Consider the following 20478-nt stretch of genomic DNA (forward strand, 5'->3'; position numbering starts at 1 on the left):
CGCAATTACACCTACAACCATTGTTTGTATGATTGACGCATGAAAAATATTGGTGAGCGCATAGCGCATAAACGTGAGGCTGCAGGCCTTAGCCAGTCAGAGCTTGCCCGCCGCTTGGGGCTCAGCGCCCAAGCAGTCCAGAAATGGGAGGCGGGTAAATCAACTCCAAGAAATGCAAAGTTGACGGCCCTAGCAGGCATCCTTGGGACCACTGTTGGCTTTCTGCTGCAAGGCGAAAACGGCGATACCGATGCCCTGAAAGCGCCGGAGCTATCCGACATTGATGCGTGGGATGAAGCTACCCCTCTGGATGAAGATGAGGTCGAGATTTCCTTCCTGAAAGAGGTCGAGCTGTCTGCCGGATCAGGAAGCTTTGTCATCCAAGAAAGCACTGATGAAAGCCTGCGATTCCCGAAAAAGAAACTGAGGGAAAACCACGTACAAGCCGCCCAGGCTCGATGCGTGACCGTTAGAGGCAACAGCATGACCCCCGTGCTTCGAGATGGAGCCACAGTCGGTGTCGATCTCGGTAAAACGAGGCTTGCCGATATCATCGACGGCGACCTCTATGCGGTGAATCACGGCGGGCAACTCCGGGTGAAGCAGGTGTTTCGCCTGCCGACAGGGCTGCGGCTGAGAAGCTTCAATCGCGATGACCATCCCGACGAGGATTACACCTTCGAGCAGATGCACGATCTACAGCTGCAAATCATCGGGCACGTCTTCTGGTGGGCTATGTACGCTCGCTAGCCTGAGACAACACTGAATAATCAAGCCCACAAGATCCTGCCAATCGGCAGGATTTTTTTTGCCCAATCAATGAGCTACCACTTTCCGCATGGCTAGGCAGACGAAAATATGCACTGAACTACAACTTATGGCTTGCGACATCCAACCAATGGTTGTAGATTCACTCCATCGCCGGATAGAAACCGGTCAACTCAAAGGCAGCGATGGACAGGCCTCAACTGTCCAGAGGGGTGGCAACTGCCCCGGGCGTGCAGCGTAAAGCGCCAATGCAGTTATCCAGCGGGAGACCAAGCCGAAAGGCCCGCGGCTGGAGGAACAACTCGAAGATTGCCGCGCAACTGACGCCAGTAGCGGGTCGCGGCAGGTTTCACTGGCTGGCCTTGGTTACAGGGCCAGACGGGAAACCACACCCGAGATCAATCATGGACACGATCACTATCGGCGCATGGATAGGCCATCTTGGCCGCGGCCTGGCGCCACGTGAATTGCAATGCATCCTCGATGTAGCCCAGGGCTTCACCACAAAGGAAATTGCCAGGCACTTCGGCATCAGTGAAAGCGGTGTAGAGAAGCGCATCGGCGACGCCATGTTGAAGCTTGGCGCCTCACGCCGCGCCGCAGCAGTGGCCGAGGCCATGAAACGCCAGATCATCAGCCCGCTCTGCATCCTGCTGGTCGGGATCATGGCCATGCACTCAGCAGTAAACGACGGCGACCCTATTCGCCGCGATCGCCGAGCGCCCGAGCGGCGCACCGCCCAAGTTCGAATCGTTCGCAGGGCTGAGGCCTTCGAACTTCACGCCTGACCCACCGAGGATCACCCATGCAAACCATCATGCATCCTGCGTTTCAGGAAAAGCTGGCTGTGCTCGCGGCTCTTCTCGAGTACAGCCGCACGCTGCCGGCTGAGACCCGTGCGAAGATCGGCGCGCCGAGCTACCAGGTGGTCAGCAAAGGACCGGCTTGGGATGTGGTCGATATGGCCACCGACTCGGTGCTGGGCTTCGCATTCAGCTATCAGGCCGCTCTGCGTTTCGCCTCAGCGATGGAGGCAGGCGCCGCCAGCAAGAGAGGCCTGCAATGAGCAAGCGCAAGCCACACAACATGCGCGCCAGGCTCGAGCGCAACTGCCGCGCGCTGGTAGGTGCCAATCACGCAGCCGTGGTCAACATCGATCCGAGCGGCCAGCAGGTGCTGCTGAACTGGAAGAACCTCAAGCAGATCCGCCTGAAGCAGCTGGTGGACGCCGTGTGCGACATACCGCATCGCTGGACCATCTACCTCAGCATGATGTGCGAGAGGCCCAATGGCGAGCAGTACTGCAAATCGGTAGAGGTAGCTCCTGACGGCAACTACCTGGCATCGCATCTGACCGACGTCATCGAGGCGACCTATCTCGATCTGCGCGGACAGGCCAACCCGAACCACCTCGTAGCATCCGGGTGGATCGCCATACCCGCAGACATCACGCTCGACGAGGCGCAAGCCGCGAAGGTCTTCGCTGCAGTCGGCGCCTGGAACCAGCAGAAAGCAGCATGTAACACATCACTGAACCCGTCCGGCTCGGCCGGCGGCAGCAGCACATCCATCTGACGGCTTCAGGATCGAGGAGTATCTGTAATAAAATCTACCACTTAAGAAGACTACAGTTTCGCAGATGGGCGTCTCCCGTTCTCTTCGGAGCGACAGAAAACATAGAATAACGCTCCATTAAATCCTTAAGCTTTCCACCGTCATCGCTTAGACAGTAAATCAATGCGCACTCTACCTCAGCTGGAGTTAGCATCGACTTCACTATCAAGACGTACCGTTGCTTTAGTTTTGGGTCAGGCAAATCGCAGCTATCCACGTACGACAACAGCTGCTCAAGAACGGTAAAATACCTAACACCTCCGTCCTGAACCTTTTTAAGAAAGGCATTAGCATGCTCCTTAAATACAGGAAGCCTATCCCTAGTTGTTATGTTGATAACCCTCAACAACACTGGATGCCAATCAATTCGATCCACATTGAAATTATCTGCCAGCTTTTGGATAGCAGGAATCCCTTTGTAAAGCCTGCCATCTCCAGCGTACTCCATCATGTCCAAGCTCTTCGAGTGCAGATCAGTAAGACCAAAAAAGACGGATTCGAAGCTTTGCTGCTTGAAAATTGCGGTCTGTTCCTGCTGCATCGCTATCGCGGCATTCGCTTCCGATCGAGCAGATTTAACTTCATCAGACTGATACTTAAGGCTTCTAACCACAGCAATTAGGGCCATAAAACTCAATATAGGATTGAGTATACCTCCAACGTAGTCACCAAACTGACCCCATACGTCCTGACCTTCACCACTAAAAACAAAAAAATTAATCGTATAACCGAGGACAACTAGAGCTGCAAAAAAACCAGCTAAAACCAGGATCCTTAAACTGAAGTCCTTCTTAACCAACGCAATCCATTTCATAACATAGTCTTTCATAGACTCAGTCCATTTCAGTTTTTAAGTAGCACTTAATACCTCATCCTAAACTAAAATGCCACCATGCCGCATCCGGCCACGGAGGGCGGCGCATGCATGGAGAAAGCCATGAGCACCAGCTACCACTACAAGACCACCTCCCCGGCCGTGCTCGAAGCGGTGCGCGCCTGGGATGAGAAACTCAAGGCCTTCCACTTCCAGCTCGAGGCGATGACCAAGATCTTCGGCGGGCCAGGCTCACCGATGTACAGCGGAAACGACAAGTACGTCGGCGGTGTGAAGATCAGCGCCAGCCGGGATCTGGATGTGCATTGGTGTCGGCCGGATGACCACGGTTACAGATCGCTGCGAACCGCCGCGAAAATTCCCAAGGGCACCGCCAAGGAGGCAAGGCCTGCAATCAAGGCTGAGCATGACCGACTCAAGGCTCTTTGGCTCGAGCACTGCCCGGCACGGATCAGCGCCGATGACACATGGAAGGCCATTGGCCTCGACTGGGGAACGATCTGGCTCAGCGGCGGCGTGTTCTTCGAGCTGGAGGGCACCGTGTACCTGCATCTCGGATTCAAGCTCAGCAACGACGGCGACCAGGTCGAAGGCGCCAAGGAGATCATGGCAAGCGAGCTTGAAGCTGCGCGCCAGCAAATCTTTCAGCAACGCAAAGCCGCCTGACACGCGCTGCCGGCGAGCGCCTTCCCGTATTCAACGATAACGCCTCCCCGGCGAGGGCGGCGCCTGTCGATCAAGAGCATGGCGCTCCTGCCCCGGCCGGGATCTAGCGAACTCCTCGTAGCTTTGCCGGCTTAGCTAAACCTGAACGCGCCAAGATCAACTTAAATAGTTAGTTGCTTCGCTTTTATTTTGCTCATGAGAATTTCTAGTCTATCCCGCAAATGAGATTCCACCGCCTCCTTCCCCTCTCCAATAAATATACTAATCACATCAAATGTGGCGACACCCTTTTCAGCGATGTTATCTCGCACAGCATCCTTAAGCTCCTCATTAGACCAACGCAAATATAATTCAACAACCATCTTACACTGATTAGTAAAGGAAAATATTTCTTCAAAACTATCCCACACATCTCCCCCCCAAGAATCTCTACACTCCAAAGCTAATGCGCAGATGTCAGAATGATATTTCTTAAACATGTTCAGATTTTCTCTCACCCGCTCAACATGCTCAACCGGCTGATTTCTAAACCTGACTTGAGAGTACATGTTCTTCGCAAGAGTTTTTGCCATGAGGAAAATATCTAGCGCTTGTGGCTCATATGCGCGAATGATTGCAAGCGCCTTTTTTGATAGCTCGTGATCCGCCTGCGCCAATGCTCTAGCTTTCCACGAGCTGTATTCAGTTATCGCTAGCACGACACCAAGCACTGTGGCAAAACCAGCTAAGGTCTCAGCAAATTCATGAATATTATTGACTTTGAAAAAACCAACACCTCTAAGTGTGGCGCCCCAGATAGCTCCTGCGGCGAACAACGAAATGCAGCCGATACTTACAACCCAATCCTTTCTCATAGAGCCTCGCCACAGTACGTGAAAGCCCATTATGCCAGCATCGTGGGGAGCAACATCGATGACAACAGCAATTGATCTATTCGCCGGCCTCGGCGGATGGAGCACCGGCGCGCGCGCCGCAGGTGTCCAGGTTCTCTGGGCGGCAAACCATTGGCCGGTAGCCGTTGAATGGCACAGCGCCAACCACCCCGACACGCAGCACGTATGCCAGGACCTGCACCAGGCGCGCTGGGATCAGGTGCCGGCACACGACATCCTGCTAGCCTCGCCATGCTGCCAGGGCCATTCGAAGGCCCGCGGCAAGGCATCGGGCAACCCGCAGCACGATTCATCTCGATCGACAGCCTGGGCAGTCGTGTGGGCCTTGGAGTTCTACCGGCCGGAAGCGGGGCTGGTCGAGAACGTGGCTGAGTTCACCGACTGGGCGCTCTACCCGGCATGGCTGGCCGCAGTCCAGGCGCTGGGCTACCAGGTCGCGCCGCATGTAGTGGACTGTGCTGACCTCGGCGTGCCGCAACACCGGGTGCGCCTATTCTTGGTGATCACTCGCAGCAAAGCACCGCTGATGCTCAACCTACAGCAGCGCCAGCACGTACCAGCCGCGAGCTTCCTGGACTTCAACGCCGGGCGCTGGTCGCAGATCGAGAAGCCCGGCCGGGCCCAGGCCACGCTCGACCGAGTGCGTAATGGGCGGGCGCGCTTCGGCGACCGGTTCATCATGCCCTACTACGGCAAAGGTTCAGGCCTCACTGGCCGCTATACAGCTCGCCCGATCGGCACCATCACCACCCTAGACCGCTGGGCGCTGGTCGACGGTGACCGCATGCGGATGCTCAGCGCCAGCGAGGCCTGGCCGCGATGTCGTTCCCAGCTGACACCCTACGACCAGACAACCACCGACTTACCATGCACATGGCCGGCAACGCAGTACCGCCAATCGCCGGGCAAAGAGTAATCGAGGCCTTAATTAGTTCCGGATGAGTTGATATCGATACCTAACATCGTCATCAAGCTCGCCAAGTTCTTCCATCCATTTATCAATCAACTTGGATTGGCCTTTAATTCTTTTGACAGTGTCTTCAGAAATTATGGGCTCGGGAAACTGATTCAGAGTCTCTGCTATAAATTCCCCATAGTTACTAACTTCCCGCAAGCCGACTAGAAAGTGAACCATTTCATTGGAAAGTGCTGTAACAGGAATTTCGCGGAGCATCGCGGCTGACTGCTTTAGCTCATGCGCTATCGATTTACGAGCAGGGGATGACCAATGAGGATGGCGGCTGATGACGAAAATCAACTGCCTGAACGTTCCGCAAAAATGGTTCATCAAAGCAAAGGTAGCATTAATTCCATCTAGCCGCTGCTTCAACTCGGCCTCTTCCTTCTGTCTCAGCTGCAACTGATTTTGGTAAAAAGGAATAGCTATCGCCACCACAATGGCAACAATCGCACCAAAGGCCTGCGCCCAACCTGCTGTATCTGCCGGGAGCCATCCCTTTCGCGCCCAATAGCCGACAGAACCGACAATCGTCCACACCACTGCGCTAAGTCCTGCCAATAGCCACAACAGTGTGAAGCCGTATCGGATTGCCTTATCCGAAGTCCATCTGTTCAACCTTTCTCGCTCCTGACTAGTAGGTGCTGCACATTAGCGGATTATCAAGCTGATAGGCGACCCCCTAGATAAGAGCACAAGTGTACTCCACCCCGCTGCAACACCTTTCCTCTCTATTCACTGCCGCGATATGGCGGCCAAGGAATCGTCATGCCCGAGAAAAGTGGAATCACCCTCAACCGAGCGGCGCAGGATGTCGTGCTCGAGCGCCAGCGGCAGGTCAGCGGCGAAGGCTACTCGCTGTATCGCGATGATGGCTATGTGAAGGGCGAGCTGTCGGAAGCGGGCGCTACCTACGCCAGCCTGGCGGGCAATCCCGGGGCGCTGAGCACCCAATGGCCCTTGGGGGCGAAGACATTCAAACCGAGCACTGACCGCCGACGCGACCTTGTCAAAGCCGCAGCCTTGATCCTCGCCGAGATCGAGCGCCTGGACCGCCAGACGTTGATTCGGCACGCAATTGTCCGGCGCGACGAAAACGGCATGTTCCAGCACCCCGACCTTCCCGACTTCGACGAGGGTGATGGCGAGAAGTACAAAGCCTGGATTGCCGAGCAAGGCCTGCAGGTAATCATGATTGAGCTTGAGACTGATGCGCCGGAGGAAATCGCAGATCGCTACTTCGAGTCTGGCGATCCGGATTGCAGCTACTGGGAGCCGAACCGACCTGACGGAGAAGGCTGGTTCTGCCTGGCCATTCACGATAGTGACGACGGCCCTGTTTGCTGGTGGGCCCGCCGGGTGGTGACACCATGAGCCAGGCAGAGGAGCGTAATCGAAACGCCCCCACCGAATCGCCCGACCCGATCCAGCCTATCTAGATGCAGTCCTAACTCTGGACGCCGGTGCGCCCTCCACAGCTATCTGACGAGCTCGGCCTACTCCCCAGACAAGGGCCCTAGTCATCGACTCGTGGGGCCTTGACTCGTATGCCTCTTCGTAGATTGGCATGCCAGAAGCCGCGTACACGCCAACAAACAACTGCGTATTACCGGTACGCGACAAGCGCACCTGGACGTCAATGACCGTCCCGTCATCGAGTATTTCATCATGCATTCGATGGTGGAGGGTCGGATCTGCCCAAGTCCAAAATACATTTCCTCGAATCCTCATGTCGCCCTCCTTCGACTCGCTTTAATGGTTGTTCCCTCAGCAACTTTATCTAACCAACAACGACAGACAACCTTTAATGTCCGATATGCGGACTGCGTCTGACAACCGGCAACTTTTCTTATACCGAATAAATAACCTGTACAACTTATTGCCGCGATATGGCGGCCAAGGAATGCCTGTGTCCGAAGTAGACGAACGCGATCTCGAACTTCTCAAACTGGCCGCTAAGGCCGCACGCCTTGAGATTGAACCATGCACCTGCCGCGATCCAAAGTGGCCTTTCCGCCTGAAGGGTCAGTCGGGTGTGCGTGCTCACTGGAACCCGTTGATCAACGACGGCGACGCACTGCGGGTGGCCGTATTGATGGGCCGCGGTGATCGCCTGGGCATCCAGATCCACATCGTCGAGCCGTTCGACGGCGACACGGACGCGTACACCGTTGTGGATGCTGAGCGCTTTGGTGAGTTCGACATCTACCACGGCGATGATCCATTCCGGGCCACTCGCCGGGCAATCGTTGAGGCTGCCGCAGCGATCGGGAGCAGATCATGACCCGACTCGCCCTCTGCCTCCTGCTTCTGGCCACCCTGGCCGGCTGCGAACCCATGACCCCCGAGCAAATCACGCAGCGCGAACTGGACTACCCGTTCTCCGGTGTGCACGCCGAGCACGACGATGCCCGCGGAGTTACGTGCTGGGTCTCCGATGACTCCCGCGCCGGGCTCTCCTGCTTGCCGGATTGGATGCTGCGCGGTCCAGACCAGGCCGGCAACGAGCGCCAGCTCTCCCCGCACGAAAAAGATTCAGGACCTACACCCGCACTGGCGCCTGGGCACTGGATTGATGAGAGGTATGAGCTGTGAGCAAGAAGAAGACCAGTTTCACCATCGTCTCCAGCGACGAGCTGGCCGAGCTGCGGCGTGACCGGGACCGACTCAGCGCACTGGAGTCGTGCTGCTGGGATGTCAGCTTCGAAAGCCATTCCAATGGCATGGACGGCGATTACAGCATCGGTATCGAGATCATCGGCCACTACATGGGCAAGCCAAACCGGCGCGTGCTCGGTGAGAACTACAACGAGAACTTGCGCGCGGCCATAGACCAAGCGCTGACGGCAGAGGCGTACCCGCCGGCGCGGCCTGAGTACGACATCTACGGCAACCCCGAGCGGAGGCGAGCATGACCGACCTGGTCGAAGCGAAGACCTGCACCTGCCCATCCGGCGACGGCTCACTGCGCTGGCCGTGCCCGGTTCATCCGCCGAAGGAGGTGATGCCGTGACCGAACAAAGCACCAAGGAATTCTACTCTGTAGATCAAGCCTCTCAGCATGCCGCAGACTGGTGCAAACGCAATCCCGCATGGCGCCGGATCTGTGATATCCCAGATATCTCCGTGTTCGAAAAAACCTACGATGAAATCCCAAAGCGCGAGCGCGCCTACTGGGAAAAGAACGGCGGCGAAGAGTGCTGGCGTGAGTTCGGCGCCGGAGGAACCAAGGTGCCTACCGGATTTATCTCTGGAAAGGGCGATTTCTTCGACCACGTCCTCAAAGTTCCGCGCCATCACAACATGATGATGGTGTATCGCGTAGGCAAGAGGTGGAAGCCATGATCGCCCTCGCCTACATGGCCTACCTGATCTACAGGGGGCCGCGATGAGCTGCTACACGCTGTACGACGAAAACCGCAATCCATGCGGGCATATCTGCGGCGACCTTGGGCCGCACTGCGCTGAATGCGGCGATGTCTCGGCGAACCTATGCGACTACCCGGTTGGTGATGGAAAAACCTGCGATCGCACCCTGTGCCGATACTGCTCGACCAAAGTTGCCCCTGACGTTCATTACTGCGCTGCCCACCATACCGAGTGGAAAGCCTTCCGCGACGCCGGCGGCGTGAAGCGCGAGCTCGAAAACGTCGTTCCGTTCAAGGGCGCCTAACCCCTGTCCCTTACAACTCAAGCCCGCCGACATGCGCGGGCATGGAGAGCTATCGCCATGACGAAAGAAGAATTGGCCACCCTGCCGGAGAAGATCCGGATCGCCACCGAGGCCGGCAAGGCGGCTGCCAACGAATGCCAAGACGACGGCGGCAGCGCTAACTTGGACCGTGTTGTGATCCCACTGCGCGGGTTGCGTGCCAGCCTGATCAAAGGCTTGCCTGGCGATGTTTACCCAGCCAGCACGTATCACCCGCGCGGGCTGCACCTCTCGGCGCCGTTTGCAGGTATCGGCAACCGGCGTTACGCGGGCGTGCAGGCCATGTGCCGGTCGCTCAAGGACCAGGGCGTCAACTGCTACGTCTACTACCAGCTGGACTGACCACCAACCTGCCGCCACCGGCGGCGTGGAGACCATCCCATGGAAAATGAACAAAGAGAGCCGATTGCCTGGGCGTCGGACAAGGTGCCCGAAGACCGAATGGCGGAGCTGGTAGGCACCACCAAGCGGGCGTTGGAGGGCAAACGATGCCGCGGCGTTATCCCCGAAGGGGTCTGGAAAAAGGTCGACGGCAGGATTTTCTACAGCATCAGGAGATATGAAGCGTGGCTGGAAGGAGAATGGGGTTACCCACTGGAGTCGAGTTCATCGGTAACGCCGTCCGCATCCGTTTTATGGTCAACGGCGAACGGCGATCAGAAACGCTCGCATACCCCCAAACTGCCAAGGGGATCAAAGCGGCAGCCGATCTACGCGCTCAAGTAGTCAGCCTGGCCAAGCATGGCGTGCTGGACGAGAAGCGCTATGCCGAGCTGTTCCCGGGTTCAAGCTACAACGCGACAGTCAGAGAGATTTCATTCGGGGAGTACGCGCAAAGCTGGCTTAACAGCCTGGAAGTCGTGCACGACACTAGGGTGAATTACAAAGGGATTATGAACAACTATTGGATGCCGCATCTGGCGAGGCTGCCTATCAAGGCCGTCACGCCGATGGTGCTGAGGGAGGTAGTCGCGAGGACCGAGTGGAAGAGTTCGACCGTCAAGCGCGCCGCGATCGCCCGGGTCAAGGCAATGTTCCGAGCGGCGGTCTACGACGAAGTGGTGGACAGGAACCCAGCTGCCGCGATCCAGTTGCCGCAGAAGACGCGCAAGCAAGTGGACCCGTTCACAGTCGAAGAAGCGGACACGCTCATCGAGTGGATGTACGCCAACTTCTCCAGGTGCAATCAGGTCTTCGCCGCTTTCTACGAGTTTGCGTTCTACACCGGGATGCGCACGGGCGAGATCATGGCCCTGAGGTGGGACGAGGTCGACATGGATAAAAGGACTGCCCACGTCTGCCGAATCGTGGTCGAGAACCAGGTGATGGAGCGGACCAAGACCAAATACACCCGCACAGTGATGCTCAACAGCAGGGCCCTTGCCGCGCTCACGAAGGCAAGGCAGATCGCCGATGACAGGGAGACGCAGACGCGGCGTGTGGCCACAGTTTCGCCTTACGTTTTCCAGCCTTCCGGTAGATCACCCTTCATGAAGGGGCCTGACACGCCTGGCGTCCACTTCAATGAGGCGATCGCCGGGCGGCAGGTAAGGCCTCGGCCACAGTACAATTGCAGGCACACCTACGCCACCATGTGCCTGATGTCGGGCATGAACCCGGCCTTTATTGCAGGGCAGCTCGGGCACTCTGTTCAGGTACTGCTAACCACCTATGCGAAGTGGTTGAATTCGGCCAATGATTGGTCGGAACTGGCGAAGCTGGAAATGCGCGTAATTGGTACAGAATTGGTACAGGATTAAAATTCGTTCACGTTGCGCCCTTTAGTCATAAGGCATTCGACACGCTTTCGGCCATACTCCACAATGCAGCGGTTTTTTGGGGAAAACCCTGCAAAGCCAACGACATACCTCCTTTTAGTGAGCCTCAACGTGAAAACTTCTCTGTCCATCCTCAGCCTGCTGCTGTTGCTCACTGGAACTTCGACCCTCGCAACTACCGCTGCCGCTGCGCCGCCGCCGAGCCAGACTCAGCGCGATCCGGCCAAACTGCACCTGGCCTCGGGCAGCGCGCTGCTGATCGACCTCAACAGCAACAAGGAGCTGTACGCAAGCCATGCCGACCGGGTGGTGCCGATTGCCTCGGTGACCAAACTGATGACGGCCATGGTAGTGCTTGACGCGAAACTGCCTATGGACGAGCAGTTGACCATGACCATCGCCAACAACCCGGAAATGAAGGGTGTGTACTCGCGGGTCCGCCTGGGTAGCCAGCTCGATCGTCGCGAGACCTTGCTGATCACTTTGATGTCGTCGGAAAACCGCGCAGCCAACAGCCTCGCCAATCACTACCCAGGCGGCTATGGTGCCTTCATCAAGGCCATGAACGCCAAGGCGCGCAGCCTCGGCATGAGCCATACCCGCTATGTCGAGCCTACAGGCCTGTCGACGCTGAACGTGTCGACCGCACGCGACCTTGGCAAGCTGCTGTTGGCATCGCGCAAGTACCCGTTGTTGAGCGACTTGTCGACCACTCGCGAAAAGACCGTGGCGTTTCGCAAGCCTAACTACACGCTGGGCTTTCGCAACACCGACCATCTGGTCAACAAGAGCAACTGGGACATCAAGCTGACCAAGACCGGCTTTACCAATGAAGCAGGGCACTGCCTGGTGCTGCTGACCCGTATGGACAACCGCCCCGTGGCGATGGTGATTCTGGATGCCTTCGGCAAGTACACCCACTTCGCCGACGCCAGTCGCATGCGCCAGTGGCTGGAAACCGGTGCGGCCAAACCTGCACCGGCCGTGGCCATGCAGTACAAAGCGGAGCGACGCAAGGTCGTTGCCGACTGAGCCTGACGCTCCAGGGTGACGCCAGGCCAACCGCCGGGCGTCGTCTCAGGCCTGGGTATTGACCGTACCGCCGGCGCTGCTGTCACCGGTCTTGGTCAGGGCTTCGAGCAACTGCGCGGTCGCCGCCATGACCTGGCCAGTCAGCGTGCTGACGCTGGCTTGCTTGGCGGTAATCAAAGCGATCATGGCACCATCATCTGTGTCTTTAGCCATCATCTCGGCCAATTGCTTCTGCTCTTCGGCGAGCTGCTTTTGCAGTTGCTTGATCAGTTCGCGCAGTTGCTTGATGTGCGGCTGCTCGCTGCTGTCCGAGCCGCTATCTGCTTGTGCCGCCTTGGCGCCGCCAGCGACTTTTGAAAGGTCGACAGGCATGGCACCGCCCTTCTCGACCTGCTCGACGTCATCACGCTGATTGGTTTTGCCGGCGACTTGCGCCGAAGCAGCGCCAGCGATCGAGATGCCTGTAACTGTAACCATGTTCCGTACCTGCCCTGAAGTGGTCCTTGCGTTGACCAGGTTATCGGCCGCGCGCAGCAGATCTTGAAGTGGGCAGCACCTGCGCTGCAGGCTGGCTAAATTCCCTCAAAGCTGGCTCGTTCCAAAATGTGTAGAAGGCGCAGGGGCCAAACTCCGGCGCGCCTGTTCATTCGAACTTCAGGGAACGCAGCCATGAGCCAGACCCCAGAAACAGTCAAAGATTTGATCGGCGTGGGTTTCGGCCCTTCCAACCTGGCCTTGGCCATCGCCCTCGAAGAACTCGCCCAGAGCCAGGGCCATGCCCTGGACGCCCTGTTCATCGACAAGCAGCAAGACTACCGCTGGCACGGCGATACGCTGGCCACTCAGAGCGAGTTGCAGATCTCCTTCCTCAAGGACCTGGTGTCGCTGCGCACCCCTACCAGCCCGTACAGCTTCGTCAATTACCTGCACCAGAAGCAGCGCCTGGCCGACTTCATCAACCTCGGCACCTTTTACCCGTGCCGGTTGGAGTACAACGACTACCTGCGCTGGGCCGCCGAGCATTTTGCCGACCAGGCCGTGTACGGCGAAGAAGTACTGCGTATCGAACCGGAACTGCACGCTGGCCGGGTCGAGCACCTGCGGCTGGTCTCACGCGACGGTCAGGGCCGTGAGTACAGCCGGCGCACGCGTTCGGTAGTAATTGGTAGCGGCGGCACGCCGAAAATCCCGGAGAAATTCGCCGGGTTCAAGGACGACAAGCGCGTCTTCCACCACTCCCGCTACATCAGCGGCCTGGCCAAACTACCCTGCGCCGAAGGCAAGCCGATGCGTATCGCGGTGATCGGTTCCGGGCAAAGCGCGGCCGAGGCCTTTATCGACCTCAACGACAGCTACCCGTCGGTCAAGGTCGACATGATCCTGCGTGCCACTGCGCTCAAGCCTGCCGATGACAGTCCTTTCGTCAACGAGATCTTTGCCCCCGACTACACCGACCTCGTCTACAACGAGCCTGCCGAACTGCGCAGCAAGCTGATCGGCGAGTACCACAACACCAACTATTCTGTGGTCGACCTCGACCTGATCGACCGCATCTACGGCATCCTCTACCGGCAGAAGGTCTCCCACCAGTATCGCCACAACGTACTGTGCCGGCGCAACGTGGATGCGGTCGTAGCCACTGCCGATGGCATCGAACTGACCCTGCGCGACCTCGCCACCGGCCAGCAACAGACTCACCGCTATGACGCGGTGATCCTCGCCACCGGCTACGAACGCCGTTCGCACCGAGAACTGCTGGCGCCGCTGCAGGGCTACCTGGACGACTTCAGTGCCGATCGCAACTATCGAGTCCTGGCCAGCCCGGACATGCACGCCTCGGTGTACCTGCAAGGCTTCTGCGAAACCACTCATGGCCTGAGCGATACGTTGCTGTCGGTGCTGCCCGCCCGTGCCGCGGAAATCGGCCAGGCGCTCTATCAGGACCTCGCCCAGCGCTGCGCCCGCCCGGCGGTTATGGCCGCCGCGAGCAACGCCTGAGGGTACAGGACGCCTTCTGAAATATCTGGTTGCATTTAAAAAGGCAGGATTTTCATTCTCATTCGTCTTTATTAATGCAGCCTTACACGGTTGAGCATGCGCTCGACCCTTATTTTCAGAAGATGACCGATGGCCCAACCTACGAAAAAGTCCAAGTCCAAGCTGTGGTTCCTCGTCCACAGCTGGCTCGCCCTGCCGATCTGGTTCTTTGTCCTGATCGTCTGCTTCACCGGCATGCTGGCCGTAGTCAGCCAGGAGATCGTCTGGCTGGCCAACTCCGACGTGCGCGCGAGCAAACCCAGCGACGGCGCCGAGCGGCTGAGCTTTCAGCAGATCATCGACGCCCTGCACAAGGCCGAGCCGGACATGGCCGTGCGCATGCTGGTGCAGCCTGAGGGTTCGCACTTTGCCCTCGCCGCCAGCGTCACCAACCCGGATGGCACCACGCCAACCCTGTACGTCAACCCGTACACCGGGGTGATCCAGGGCAAGGCGCCGGACTTCAACTTCGAAGCCTTCACCCGTGCCCTGCACGGCTGGTGGCTGGTGCCGTTCACCAATGGCTACAGCTGGGGCTGGTACCTGGTGTCGCTGCTCGGCCTGCCAATGCTGGCCTCGCTGGTGACCGGCCTGGTGGTGTACAAAAAGTTCTGGCGCGGCTTTTTCAAGCCGGTGCGCAGCGGCCACGGCTCGCGGATCTTCTGGGGTGACGTACACCGGCTGGCGGGGGTCTGGTCGATCTGGTTCATCACGGTCATTTCGATTACCGGCATCTGGTTCCTGATCCAGGCCATTCTCGGTGACAACCATATAACCATCTCCAGCGAGCCGATCGTGCCGGTGATTGCCCGCGAAGACGTGCCGCTGACTGCCGACGGCAGCCCGGCACCGCGGATCGACCTGGATGCAGCGGCGCGCATCGCCACCGAGGCCATTCCCGGCCTTGAGATCACCTTCATCAGCCTGCCCAGCACGGCCTACAGCCATGTCGAAATGGGTGGCCGCGGCTGGTACCCGCTGATGTTCCAGACCGCATCGGTCAACCCCTACACCAGCAATGTCGACAGCAAGTTCCTGCTCGAAGACCGCTCCGCGCTGGAGTTCGTCACCGAGTCGATGCGTCCACTGCACACCGGCGACTTCGGCGGCCTGGCGATCAAGCTGATCTGGTTCTTCTTCGGCCTGGTATTGACCCTGATGGTACTCAGCGGGCTGTTGATCTGGACCAAGCGCACCGCCCAGGCCACCGCCGCAGCGCTCAAGCGCACCGATCGAGTCGCGCGCGCACAACCGGAACGCAGTGAAACTTCAGTGGAGGCGCAGCCATGAGCAAGGCGCAAGCAGTACCGGTGAGCCCGCTCAAGCAGTTCTGGCTGAAGTGGCGATTCCACATCAACATCCTGCTGATCCTGATCCCGCTGGGGTTCATGCCCAAGTACTTCGCCGACGCGGCCATGTTCCGCGGCGACAGTGGTTTGGGCGCCAATCAGGTCAGCGACATTCAGGTAGGCCCGTACACGCTCGACCTGGCCGAGCTGCGCGACGAAGCGCCCAGGGCGGATGGCCCGGCGGGTCATTTCAAACTGTTCAACGCAGCCCTGTGCAAAGCCTGCACCACGGAGGTTAAAGCGGTCTACCTGCGTATCGGCAAGCCGCGCAGCCTGCGCGCTGCGGGGACGATTTTCTTCGGGGCACCGTACCGCATGATCACTTCGCTGCCGGTACCGCCGCGCACACGGTCTGACGCACAGGTCTGGATCACTATCGAAGGCTGGGACGGCAGCATGCACCAGGCATCCGTCCCCCTGGCCCAGGCCTCACCGGCAACCGTGGCCTGGCTCGAGAAACAAGGAGGCACCAAATGAAACACCTGACTCGCAGGCTGGCCCTGCCAATTCTGCTGCTCTGCGCGGGCCCTGCCCTGGCGCACAATCCGATGTGCGAGTGCGCACCGGTTGATGCCGAGCAGATCAAATGCACCGGTGGCTTCTCCGATGGCAGCGGCGCACCCGGCGTGACCCTGGACGTGATCGGCTACGACGAGCAGGTGCTGGTCGGCAGCAAGCTGGGAGACGACTCGACGCTGACCTTCAAGCGCCCCGACGGTGAATTCTACGTGCTGTTCGACGCCGGCCCCGGGCACGTCGTTGAAATCGACCATGCCGATATAGGCGAGCCATGAGCCGCGCCCAGGTGATCCGCCCGGCCGGTGCCGGGCATGAGACGCTATATGTACTGCTGACAGCCCTGCTGATCCTGGCGCTGGCCGCCACGGTGGTAACGCTGCGCGGCGAGCGTGAGGATGAAGTCAGCATCGAGAGCCACCAGATCGACGCCCGTCGCGACCTGACAGCGGCCGAACAAGGGGTATTCACAGACCTGTTGGTGGCGTTCGACGAGATCCGCCAGTTGCGCGAAGAGACCGGTTCCATGCCTGAAGTGGCCAGCCTCGCCGAAGAAGGCCTGCCGCCGTTTGTCAGCGATGCCAGCAGCGTCAGCCGCGGTGGCCATCAATGGCAGTGGCTGGCTGCCGGCGCCTACCTGGGACGCAGCCAGGACAGCGCGGTGGCCGGCAGCTTCCTGCTGATCGTGCCCGCGCAGGCGGATGAACGGGCCGATGTCTGGCTGCGCCGCGACACCGCAGCCGTGGTTCCGGACGACCTGCAGCCGGTGGCCCTGATCGCCGCTGGCTGGCAGCAAGTGGTCAGCCATTACGACGCCGGGGTTACCCGTCAACACCGTCACTGAATCCAAGGACTCCTCCATGCTTCGCTCCGCCCTCGCCCGCCGCGCCCTCGCCCTGCTCATGGCCTGCGCCCTCCCGGCCCTGGCCCATGCCGAGGCCGGCAAGCCACTGCGCATCGGCATCACCCTGCATCCTTATTACAGCTACGTGAGCAACATCGTCGGCGACAAGGCGGAAGTGGTGCCGTTGATTCCTGCCGGTTTCAACCCGCACGCCTACGAGCCGCGCGCCGAAGACATCAAACGCATTGGCGGCCTGGATGTGATCGTGCTCAACGGCGTCGGCCATGATGACTTCGCCGACCGCATGATCGCCGCCAGCGAAACCCCTGATGTCAAAACCATCGAGGCCAATGCCAACGTGCCGCTGCTGGCCGCGACCGGGATTGCCGCCCGTGGTGCAGGCAAGGTGGTCAACCCGCACACCTTCCTGTCGATCAGCACCACCATCGCCCAGGTCAACAATATCGCCCGCGAGCTGGGCAAGCTCGACCCGGACAACGCCAAGTTCTATACCCAAAACGCCCGTGCCTATGCCAAGCGCCTGCGCAAGTTGCGCGCCGACGCCCTGGCCAAGGTCACCGAAGCGCCCCACGCGGATTTTCGCGTAGCGACCATTCATGCCGCCTACGACTATCTGGTGCGTGACTTCGGCCTGGAGGTCACCGCCGTGGTCGAGCCAGCTCACGGCATCGAGCCAAGCCCGGCGCAGCTGAAAAAGACCATCGACCAGCTAAAGGCACTCGACGTCAAAGTGATCTTCTCGGAGATGGACTTCCCTTCGGCCTACGTCGAAACCATCCAGCGTGAGTCTGGCGTGCGTATCTACCCGCTGACGCACATCTCCTACGGCGAATACACCAAGGAGAAGTACGAAGTCGAGATGCAGCGCAACCTCGATACCGTGGTCCGAGCGATTCAGGAGAACAACGCATGACTGCGGCCGCCAACCTCAGCGTGGCCATGGGCCCGAGCATCGAGTTCGCCGGCATCGACCTGACTCTCGGGCGGACTTCGATTCTGGAACAGGTCAGTTTCAGCGTGGCTGCCGGCAGCGTGCATGCCATCGTCGGCCCCAACGGCGGCGGCAAGAGCTCGCTGATCAAGACCCTGCTCGGGCAGATGCCGCATCAGGGTCAGCTTACCTTGCACTGGCCGGGCGAGCGCGAAGTGATCGGCTATGTGCCACAAGCGCTGGAGTTCGATCGTGGCCTACCTATGACTGTCGACGACTTCATGGCTGCCATGTGCCAGCGTCGACCGGCCTTTCTCGGCCTGTCGCGCCGGGTCCAACCTGCCATCGATGCAGCACTGGCCCGGGTGGGCATGCTCGACAAGCGCAAGCGGCGCATGGGCGCGCTGTCTGGTGGCGAGCGCCAGCGCGTGCTGCTGGCCCAAGGGCTGATCCCCGAGCCGCAACTGCTGGTGCTTGACGAACCCATGTCGGCCCTCGATGAAGCCGGCATCCAGGTGTTCGAGCAACTGCTGCACAGCTGGCGCCAGAGCGGCACCACCGTACTGTGGATCGAGCATGACCTGGAAGCGGTGCTGCGCTTGGCCGACCGAGTGACCGGCCTCAGCCGCAAAGTACTGTTCGATGCGCCACCGGCCCAAGCCCTGACCCCCGAGCGGCTGCTTGGTCTGTTCTCCGTTCACCCTCGCAGCGAGAGCCTCGCCCGATGAGCTTTGAAGCCTTCCGCCAACTGATCCAGGAATGGGCCAGCGCTGGCTATCTGCCGGAGGCGCTGGCCTACGGCTTCGTCATCAATGCGCTGATTGCCGGGGTGATGATCGGGCCGGTGCTGGGTGGCCTCGGCACCCTGGTGGTGGTCAAACGCTTCGCCTTCTTCTCCGAAGCGGTCGGCCATGCCGCGCTGACCGGGGTTGCCATCGGCATCCTGCTCGGCGAGCCCTACACCGGGCCGTACGGCAGCCTGTTCGGCTACTGCCTGCTGTTCGGCATCCTGCTCAATTTCCTGCGCAACCGCACCGGGCTGTCGCCGGACACCTTGATCGGGGTGTTCCTGTCGGTGTCGCTGGCACTGGGCGCAAGCCTGCTGCTGATGCTCGCGGGCAAGATCAACGTGCACATCCTCGAGAACGTCTTGTTCGGCTCGGTGCTGACGGTCAGTGCTCAGGACCTGCTGGTGCTGGGCATCGTCGCAGTGCTGGTGCTGGCCCTGGCGTTGCCGCTGTACAACCGGATCATGCTGGCCAGCTTCAACCCGCAGCTGGCGGCGGTCCGCGGTGTAGCGGTGAAGACCCTGGACTATCTGTTCGTCGTGCTGGTGACGTTGGTGACCGTGGCTTCGGTCAAGGTCATCGGCGCGATTCTGGTCGGCGCCCTGCTGGTGATCCCGGCAGCGGCAGCACGCCTGGTCAGCCAGTCGCTGAAAGGCTTTTTCTTCATCTCGGTGCTGATCGCTACGGTGAGCACGCTGTGCGGCATTCTGCTGCCGATCGTCTTCGACCTGCCGGTGCCGTCTGGTGCGGCGATCATTCTGGTGGCCGGCGTCTGCTTCGCCCTTGCCGCCCTCGCCCGCGCTCTGGTACCACGCCTGCAAGGAAACCCGGCATGACTTCTACCCTCAAGCAACTGACTCTGGCCTTGGCCCTGGCGGGCCTGCCCGCGCTGACGCTGGCGGCCAAACCGGCAACGGTTACCGTGCTGACCAGCCTGCCGGTCACCCACAGCCTGGCCACCGCGCTGCTCGAAGGCACGTCGGTACAGCTCAACAGCGCGGCGCCGGCGAACCTGCCAGCGACCCGCCAGCCGTCGTACTTCAGTGGCCGCGGTGGCGCCAGCCTGGACAAGGCCGCGCAGACGGCCGACGCCGCCATTGGCCTGCGTTCGATCTGGCGCGATGACCCGCTCTACCCAATGGCCCGACGCAGCAACATCCGCATCGTCGAGATCGATGCCGCACGCCCGGTAGACGGCGCGCTGCCAGGCATTGCGGTACAGGGAGACAACGCGTTTGCCGGCTATCCATGGCTCAACCCCACCAACATGGGGCGCATGGCCGACGTCGTGGCCAACGATCTCGAGCGTTTGTCGCCGAACGACAAGGCCAGGATCCAGGCCAATCTGGCAGGCCTGAAACGGCAGATGCTGGAACTCAACGCCAGCAGCCAGACACGCCTGGCCGAGGCCGACAACCTCAGTGTGGTGAACCTGTCCGAACGCCTCGGTTATCTGGTCAGCGGGCTCAATCTGGATGTGGTCGATCAGCCGCTGCCGGCGGACGACAAGTGGGATGCCGCGGCGCTCAAGGCCTTGGCCGACACGCTCAAAGGTCAGGACGTGGCCTTGGTGGTTCACCATCGCCAACCCGCTGCCGAAGTCGCCGAGGTTATCAAGGCGGCCGGAGCAAAACTGGTCATAGTTGAAAGTGATCCACAAGACAGCGTTGCCGGGCTCAAAGCCAGTGTCGAACAGGTCATCGCCGCTCTGCTCGGCTAGACTTGGTTTCAGGGGC

At 59.7% G+C, this 20478-nt stretch carries 28 protein-coding genes and 1 pseudogene; 24 read left to right on the top strand and 5 right to left on the bottom strand.

What is annotated here, in order from left to right; genetic code table 11:
* Positions 1-39 precede the first annotated feature (39 nt).
* From CXQ80_RS13395 to CXQ80_RS13410, 4 genes are all read left to right on the top strand, one after another.
* Positions 40-750: a helix-turn-helix transcriptional regulator gene (locus CXQ80_RS13395; protein WP_101320231.1), complete on the top strand. Its 711-nt coding sequence runs from the start codon at positions 40-42 to the stop codon at positions 748-750.
* 422 nt (positions 751-1172) lie between these two features.
* On the top strand, positions 1173-1556 hold the full coding sequence (locus tag CXQ80_RS13400; RefSeq protein WP_101320233.1) for a helix-turn-helix transcriptional regulator: 384 nt from the start codon (positions 1173-1175) through the stop codon (positions 1554-1556).
* 17 nt (positions 1557-1573) lie between these two features.
* Entirely contained in the window at positions 1574-1834 is a 261-nt protein-coding gene (locus CXQ80_RS13405) for a hypothetical protein (RefSeq protein WP_101320235.1), read from the top strand.
* Complete coding sequence (locus tag CXQ80_RS13410; RefSeq protein ID WP_101320237.1) at positions 1831-2343, top strand: hypothetical protein; 513 nt, start codon at positions 1831-1833, stop codon at positions 2341-2343. Before CXQ80_RS13405 ends, CXQ80_RS13410 begins: the two co-directional genes overlap by 4 nt.
* A gap of 34 nt (positions 2344-2377) precedes the next feature.
* On the opposite strand, the gene CXQ80_RS13415 is transcribed toward CXQ80_RS13410, so the two are convergent.
* Entirely contained in the window at positions 2378-3211 is an 834-nt protein-coding gene (locus CXQ80_RS13415; protein WP_101320239.1) for a putative phage abortive infection protein, read from the bottom strand.
* Between the two features lie 108 nt (positions 3212-3319).
* Between CXQ80_RS13415 and CXQ80_RS13420 the strand changes: the two genes are divergently transcribed.
* Positions 3320-3883 carry a hypothetical protein gene (locus CXQ80_RS13420; protein ID WP_256585565.1) on the top strand — a complete coding sequence of 188 codons (564 nt, stop codon included), beginning with the start codon at positions 3320-3322 and terminating at the stop codon, positions 3881-3883.
* A 161-nt stretch (positions 3884-4044) separates the two neighbouring features.
* Here CXQ80_RS13420 and CXQ80_RS13425 read toward each other — a convergent pair whose 3' ends face one another.
* Positions 4045-4737, bottom strand: coding sequence for a hypothetical protein (locus CXQ80_RS13425; protein ID WP_157831749.1), 693 nt, complete (start codon positions 4735-4737; stop codon positions 4045-4047).
* A gap of 58 nt (positions 4738-4795) precedes the next feature.
* Between CXQ80_RS13425 and CXQ80_RS13430 the strand changes: the two are divergent.
* Positions 4796-5718: pseudogene (locus tag CXQ80_RS13430) on the top strand (DNA cytosine methyltransferase).
* Here the strand turns inward: CXQ80_RS13430 and CXQ80_RS13435 are convergent.
* Complete coding sequence (locus CXQ80_RS13435) at positions 5705-6352, bottom strand: hypothetical protein (RefSeq protein ID WP_101320248.1); 648 nt, start codon at positions 6350-6352, stop codon at positions 5705-5707. The pseudogene CXQ80_RS13430 and the gene CXQ80_RS13435 sit on opposite strands and share 14 nt — an antisense overlap.
* A 483-nt stretch (positions 6353-6835) precedes the next feature.
* On the opposite strand from CXQ80_RS13435, the gene CXQ80_RS13440 reads away from it, so the two are divergent.
* Positions 6836-7108, top strand: a complete 273-nt coding sequence (locus CXQ80_RS13440) for a hypothetical protein (protein WP_101323046.1) — start codon at positions 6836-6838, stop codon at positions 7106-7108.
* A gap of 57 nt (positions 7109-7165) precedes the next feature.
* Here the strand turns inward: CXQ80_RS13440 and CXQ80_RS25035 are convergent, their stop codons facing one another.
* Complete coding sequence (locus CXQ80_RS25035) at positions 7166-7465, bottom strand: hypothetical protein (RefSeq protein WP_101320250.1); 300 nt, start codon at positions 7463-7465, stop codon at positions 7166-7168.
* 178 nt (positions 7466-7643) lie between these two features.
* Between CXQ80_RS25035 and CXQ80_RS13450 the strand changes: the two genes are divergently transcribed.
* The 8 genes from CXQ80_RS13450 (at position 7644) to pbpG (ending at position 12256) form a co-directional block, all read left to right on the top strand.
* Positions 7644-8018 (top strand): hypothetical protein, encoded by a 375-nt coding sequence (locus tag CXQ80_RS13450; RefSeq protein WP_101320252.1) that lies wholly within the window; start codon positions 7644-7646, stop codon positions 8016-8018.
* Positions 8015-8329: a hypothetical protein gene (locus tag CXQ80_RS13455; RefSeq protein ID WP_101320254.1), complete on the top strand. Its 315-nt coding sequence runs from the start codon at positions 8015-8017 to the stop codon at positions 8327-8329. Before CXQ80_RS13450 ends, CXQ80_RS13455 begins: the two co-directional genes overlap by 4 nt.
* Positions 8326-8649: a hypothetical protein gene (locus CXQ80_RS13460; RefSeq protein ID WP_101320256.1), complete on the top strand. Its 324-nt coding sequence runs from the start codon at positions 8326-8328 to the stop codon at positions 8647-8649. The genes CXQ80_RS13455 and CXQ80_RS13460 overlap by 4 nt, the downstream gene beginning before the upstream one ends.
* A gap of 94 nt (positions 8650-8743) precedes the next feature.
* Positions 8744-9079, top strand: coding sequence for a hypothetical protein (locus CXQ80_RS13465; RefSeq protein WP_101320258.1), 336 nt, complete (start codon positions 8744-8746; stop codon positions 9077-9079).
* Positions 9080-9122: 43 nt separating this feature from the next.
* Positions 9123-9407: a hypothetical protein gene (locus CXQ80_RS13470; RefSeq protein ID WP_101320260.1), complete on the top strand. Its 285-nt coding sequence runs from the start codon at positions 9123-9125 to the stop codon at positions 9405-9407.
* A gap of 57 nt (positions 9408-9464) precedes the next feature.
* Positions 9465-9788 (top strand): hypothetical protein, encoded by a 324-nt coding sequence (locus tag CXQ80_RS13475; RefSeq protein WP_101320262.1) that lies wholly within the window; start codon positions 9465-9467, stop codon positions 9786-9788.
* A 239-nt stretch (positions 9789-10027) separates the two neighbouring features.
* Positions 10028-11206 (top strand): site-specific integrase, encoded by a 1179-nt coding sequence (locus CXQ80_RS13480; RefSeq protein ID WP_256585566.1) that lies wholly within the window; start codon positions 10028-10030, stop codon positions 11204-11206.
* Positions 11207-11335: 129 nt separating this feature from the next.
* Positions 11336-12256, top strand: a complete 921-nt coding sequence (pbpG, locus tag CXQ80_RS13485; RefSeq protein WP_224785493.1) for a D-alanyl-D-alanine endopeptidase — start codon at positions 11336-11338, stop codon at positions 12254-12256.
* A 45-nt stretch (positions 12257-12301) separates the two neighbouring features.
* Here pbpG and CXQ80_RS13490 read toward each other — a convergent pair whose 3' ends face one another.
* Complete coding sequence (locus tag CXQ80_RS13490; protein WP_101320269.1) at positions 12302-12733, bottom strand: hypothetical protein; 432 nt, start codon at positions 12731-12733, stop codon at positions 12302-12304.
* A 192-nt stretch (positions 12734-12925) separates the two neighbouring features.
* Between CXQ80_RS13490 and CXQ80_RS13495 the strand changes: the two genes are divergently transcribed.
* The 9 genes from CXQ80_RS13495 (at position 12926) to CXQ80_RS13535 (ending at position 20462) form a co-directional block, all read left to right on the top strand.
* Positions 12926-14254, top strand: coding sequence for a lysine N(6)-hydroxylase/L-ornithine N(5)-oxygenase family protein (locus CXQ80_RS13495; protein ID WP_101320271.1), 1329 nt, complete (start codon positions 12926-12928; stop codon positions 14252-14254).
* Positions 14255-14383: 129 nt separating this feature from the next.
* On the top strand, positions 14384-15583 hold the full coding sequence (locus tag CXQ80_RS13500; protein ID WP_101320273.1) for a PepSY domain-containing protein: 1200 nt from the start codon (positions 14384-14386) through the stop codon (positions 15581-15583).
* Positions 15580-16119, top strand: coding sequence for a thiamine pyrophosphate-binding protein (locus tag CXQ80_RS13505; RefSeq protein ID WP_101320276.1), 540 nt, complete (start codon positions 15580-15582; stop codon positions 16117-16119). Before CXQ80_RS13500 ends, CXQ80_RS13505 begins: the two co-directional genes overlap by 4 nt.
* A complete protein-coding gene (locus CXQ80_RS13510) occupies positions 16116-16436 on the top strand; it encodes a hypothetical protein (RefSeq protein ID WP_101320278.1) in 321 nt (106 codons plus the stop codon). Before CXQ80_RS13505 ends, CXQ80_RS13510 begins: the two co-directional genes overlap by 4 nt.
* On the top strand, positions 16433-17002 hold the full coding sequence (locus CXQ80_RS13515) for a DUF6162 family protein (RefSeq protein ID WP_101320281.1): 570 nt from the start codon (positions 16433-16435) through the stop codon (positions 17000-17002). The genes CXQ80_RS13510 and CXQ80_RS13515 overlap by 4 nt, the downstream gene beginning before the upstream one ends.
* A gap of 16 nt (positions 17003-17018) precedes the next feature.
* Positions 17019-17936: a metal ABC transporter substrate-binding protein gene (locus CXQ80_RS13520; RefSeq protein ID WP_101320284.1), complete on the top strand. Its 918-nt coding sequence runs from the start codon at positions 17019-17021 to the stop codon at positions 17934-17936.
* Positions 17933-18682, top strand: a complete 750-nt coding sequence (locus CXQ80_RS13525; protein WP_101320286.1) for a metal ABC transporter ATP-binding protein — start codon at positions 17933-17935, stop codon at positions 18680-18682. The genes CXQ80_RS13520 and CXQ80_RS13525 overlap by 4 nt, the downstream gene beginning before the upstream one ends.
* Positions 18679-19578: a metal ABC transporter permease gene (locus CXQ80_RS13530; protein WP_101320288.1), complete on the top strand. Its 900-nt coding sequence runs from the start codon at positions 18679-18681 to the stop codon at positions 19576-19578. The genes CXQ80_RS13525 and CXQ80_RS13530 overlap by 4 nt, the downstream gene beginning before the upstream one ends.
* Positions 19575-20462 carry a metal ABC transporter solute-binding protein, Zn/Mn family gene (locus tag CXQ80_RS13535; RefSeq protein WP_101320290.1) on the top strand — a complete coding sequence of 296 codons (888 nt, stop codon included), beginning with the start codon at positions 19575-19577 and terminating at the stop codon, positions 20460-20462. The genes CXQ80_RS13530 and CXQ80_RS13535 overlap by 4 nt, the downstream gene beginning before the upstream one ends.
* Positions 20463-20478 lie beyond the last annotated feature (16 nt).

Source organism: Pseudomonas sp. 02C 26 (assembly GCF_002843585.1).
Taxonomy (GTDB): Bacteria; Pseudomonadota; Gammaproteobacteria; order Pseudomonadales; family Pseudomonadaceae; genus Aquipseudomonas; species Aquipseudomonas shirazensis.

Coding starts and splice junctions, on each gene's coding strand:
- CXQ80_RS13530 (WP_101320288.1), top strand. CDS start 18,679: ATGAGCTTTGAAGCCTTCCGCCAACTGATCCAGGAATGGGCCAGCGCT.
- CXQ80_RS13475 (WP_101320262.1), top strand. CDS start 9,465: ATGACGAAAGAAGAATTGGCCACCCTGCCGGAGAAGATCCGGATCGCC.
- CXQ80_RS13420 (WP_256585565.1), top strand. CDS start 3,320: ATGAGCACCAGCTACCACTACAAGACCACCTCCCCGGCCGTGCTCGAA.
- CXQ80_RS13495 (WP_101320271.1), top strand. CDS start 12,926: ATGAGCCAGACCCCAGAAACAGTCAAAGATTTGATCGGCGTGGGTTTC.
- CXQ80_RS13490 (WP_101320269.1), bottom strand. CDS start 12,733: ATGGTTACAGTTACAGGCATCTCGATCGCTGGCGCTGCTTCGGCGCAA.
- CXQ80_RS13510 (WP_101320278.1), top strand. CDS start 16,116: ATGAAACACCTGACTCGCAGGCTGGCCCTGCCAATTCTGCTGCTCTGC.
- CXQ80_RS13505 (WP_101320276.1), top strand. CDS start 15,580: ATGAGCAAGGCGCAAGCAGTACCGGTGAGCCCGCTCAAGCAGTTCTGG.
- CXQ80_RS13455 (WP_101320254.1), top strand. CDS start 8,015: ATGACCCGACTCGCCCTCTGCCTCCTGCTTCTGGCCACCCTGGCCGGC.
- CXQ80_RS13520 (WP_101320284.1), top strand. CDS start 17,019: ATGCTTCGCTCCGCCCTCGCCCGCCGCGCCCTCGCCCTGCTCATGGCC.
- CXQ80_RS13395 (WP_101320231.1), top strand. CDS start 40: ATGAAAAATATTGGTGAGCGCATAGCGCATAAACGTGAGGCTGCAGGC.
- CXQ80_RS13440 (WP_101323046.1), top strand. CDS start 6,836: ATGTTCCAGCACCCCGACCTTCCCGACTTCGACGAGGGTGATGGCGAG.
- CXQ80_RS25035 (WP_101320250.1), bottom strand. CDS start 7,465: ATGAGGATTCGAGGAAATGTATTTTGGACTTGGGCAGATCCGACCCTC.
- CXQ80_RS13400 (WP_101320233.1), top strand. CDS start 1,173: ATGGACACGATCACTATCGGCGCATGGATAGGCCATCTTGGCCGCGGC.
- CXQ80_RS13405 (WP_101320235.1), top strand. CDS start 1,574: ATGCAAACCATCATGCATCCTGCGTTTCAGGAAAAGCTGGCTGTGCTC.
- CXQ80_RS13480 (WP_256585566.1), top strand. CDS start 10,028: ATGGGGTTACCCACTGGAGTCGAGTTCATCGGTAACGCCGTCCGCATC.
- CXQ80_RS13425 (WP_157831749.1), bottom strand. CDS start 4,737: ATGAGAAAGGATTGGGTTGTAAGTATCGGCTGCATTTCGTTGTTCGCC.
- CXQ80_RS13470 (WP_101320260.1), top strand. CDS start 9,123: ATGAGCTGCTACACGCTGTACGACGAAAACCGCAATCCATGCGGGCAT.
- CXQ80_RS13415 (WP_101320239.1), bottom strand. CDS start 3,211: ATGAAAGACTATGTTATGAAATGGATTGCGTTGGTTAAGAAGGACTTC.
- CXQ80_RS13410 (WP_101320237.1), top strand. CDS start 1,831: ATGAGCAAGCGCAAGCCACACAACATGCGCGCCAGGCTCGAGCGCAAC.
- CXQ80_RS13515 (WP_101320281.1), top strand. CDS start 16,433: ATGAGCCGCGCCCAGGTGATCCGCCCGGCCGGTGCCGGGCATGAGACG.
- CXQ80_RS13500 (WP_101320273.1), top strand. CDS start 14,384: ATGGCCCAACCTACGAAAAAGTCCAAGTCCAAGCTGTGGTTCCTCGTC.
- CXQ80_RS13525 (WP_101320286.1), top strand. CDS start 17,933: ATGACTGCGGCCGCCAACCTCAGCGTGGCCATGGGCCCGAGCATCGAG.
- CXQ80_RS13535 (WP_101320290.1), top strand. CDS start 19,575: ATGACTTCTACCCTCAAGCAACTGACTCTGGCCTTGGCCCTGGCGGGC.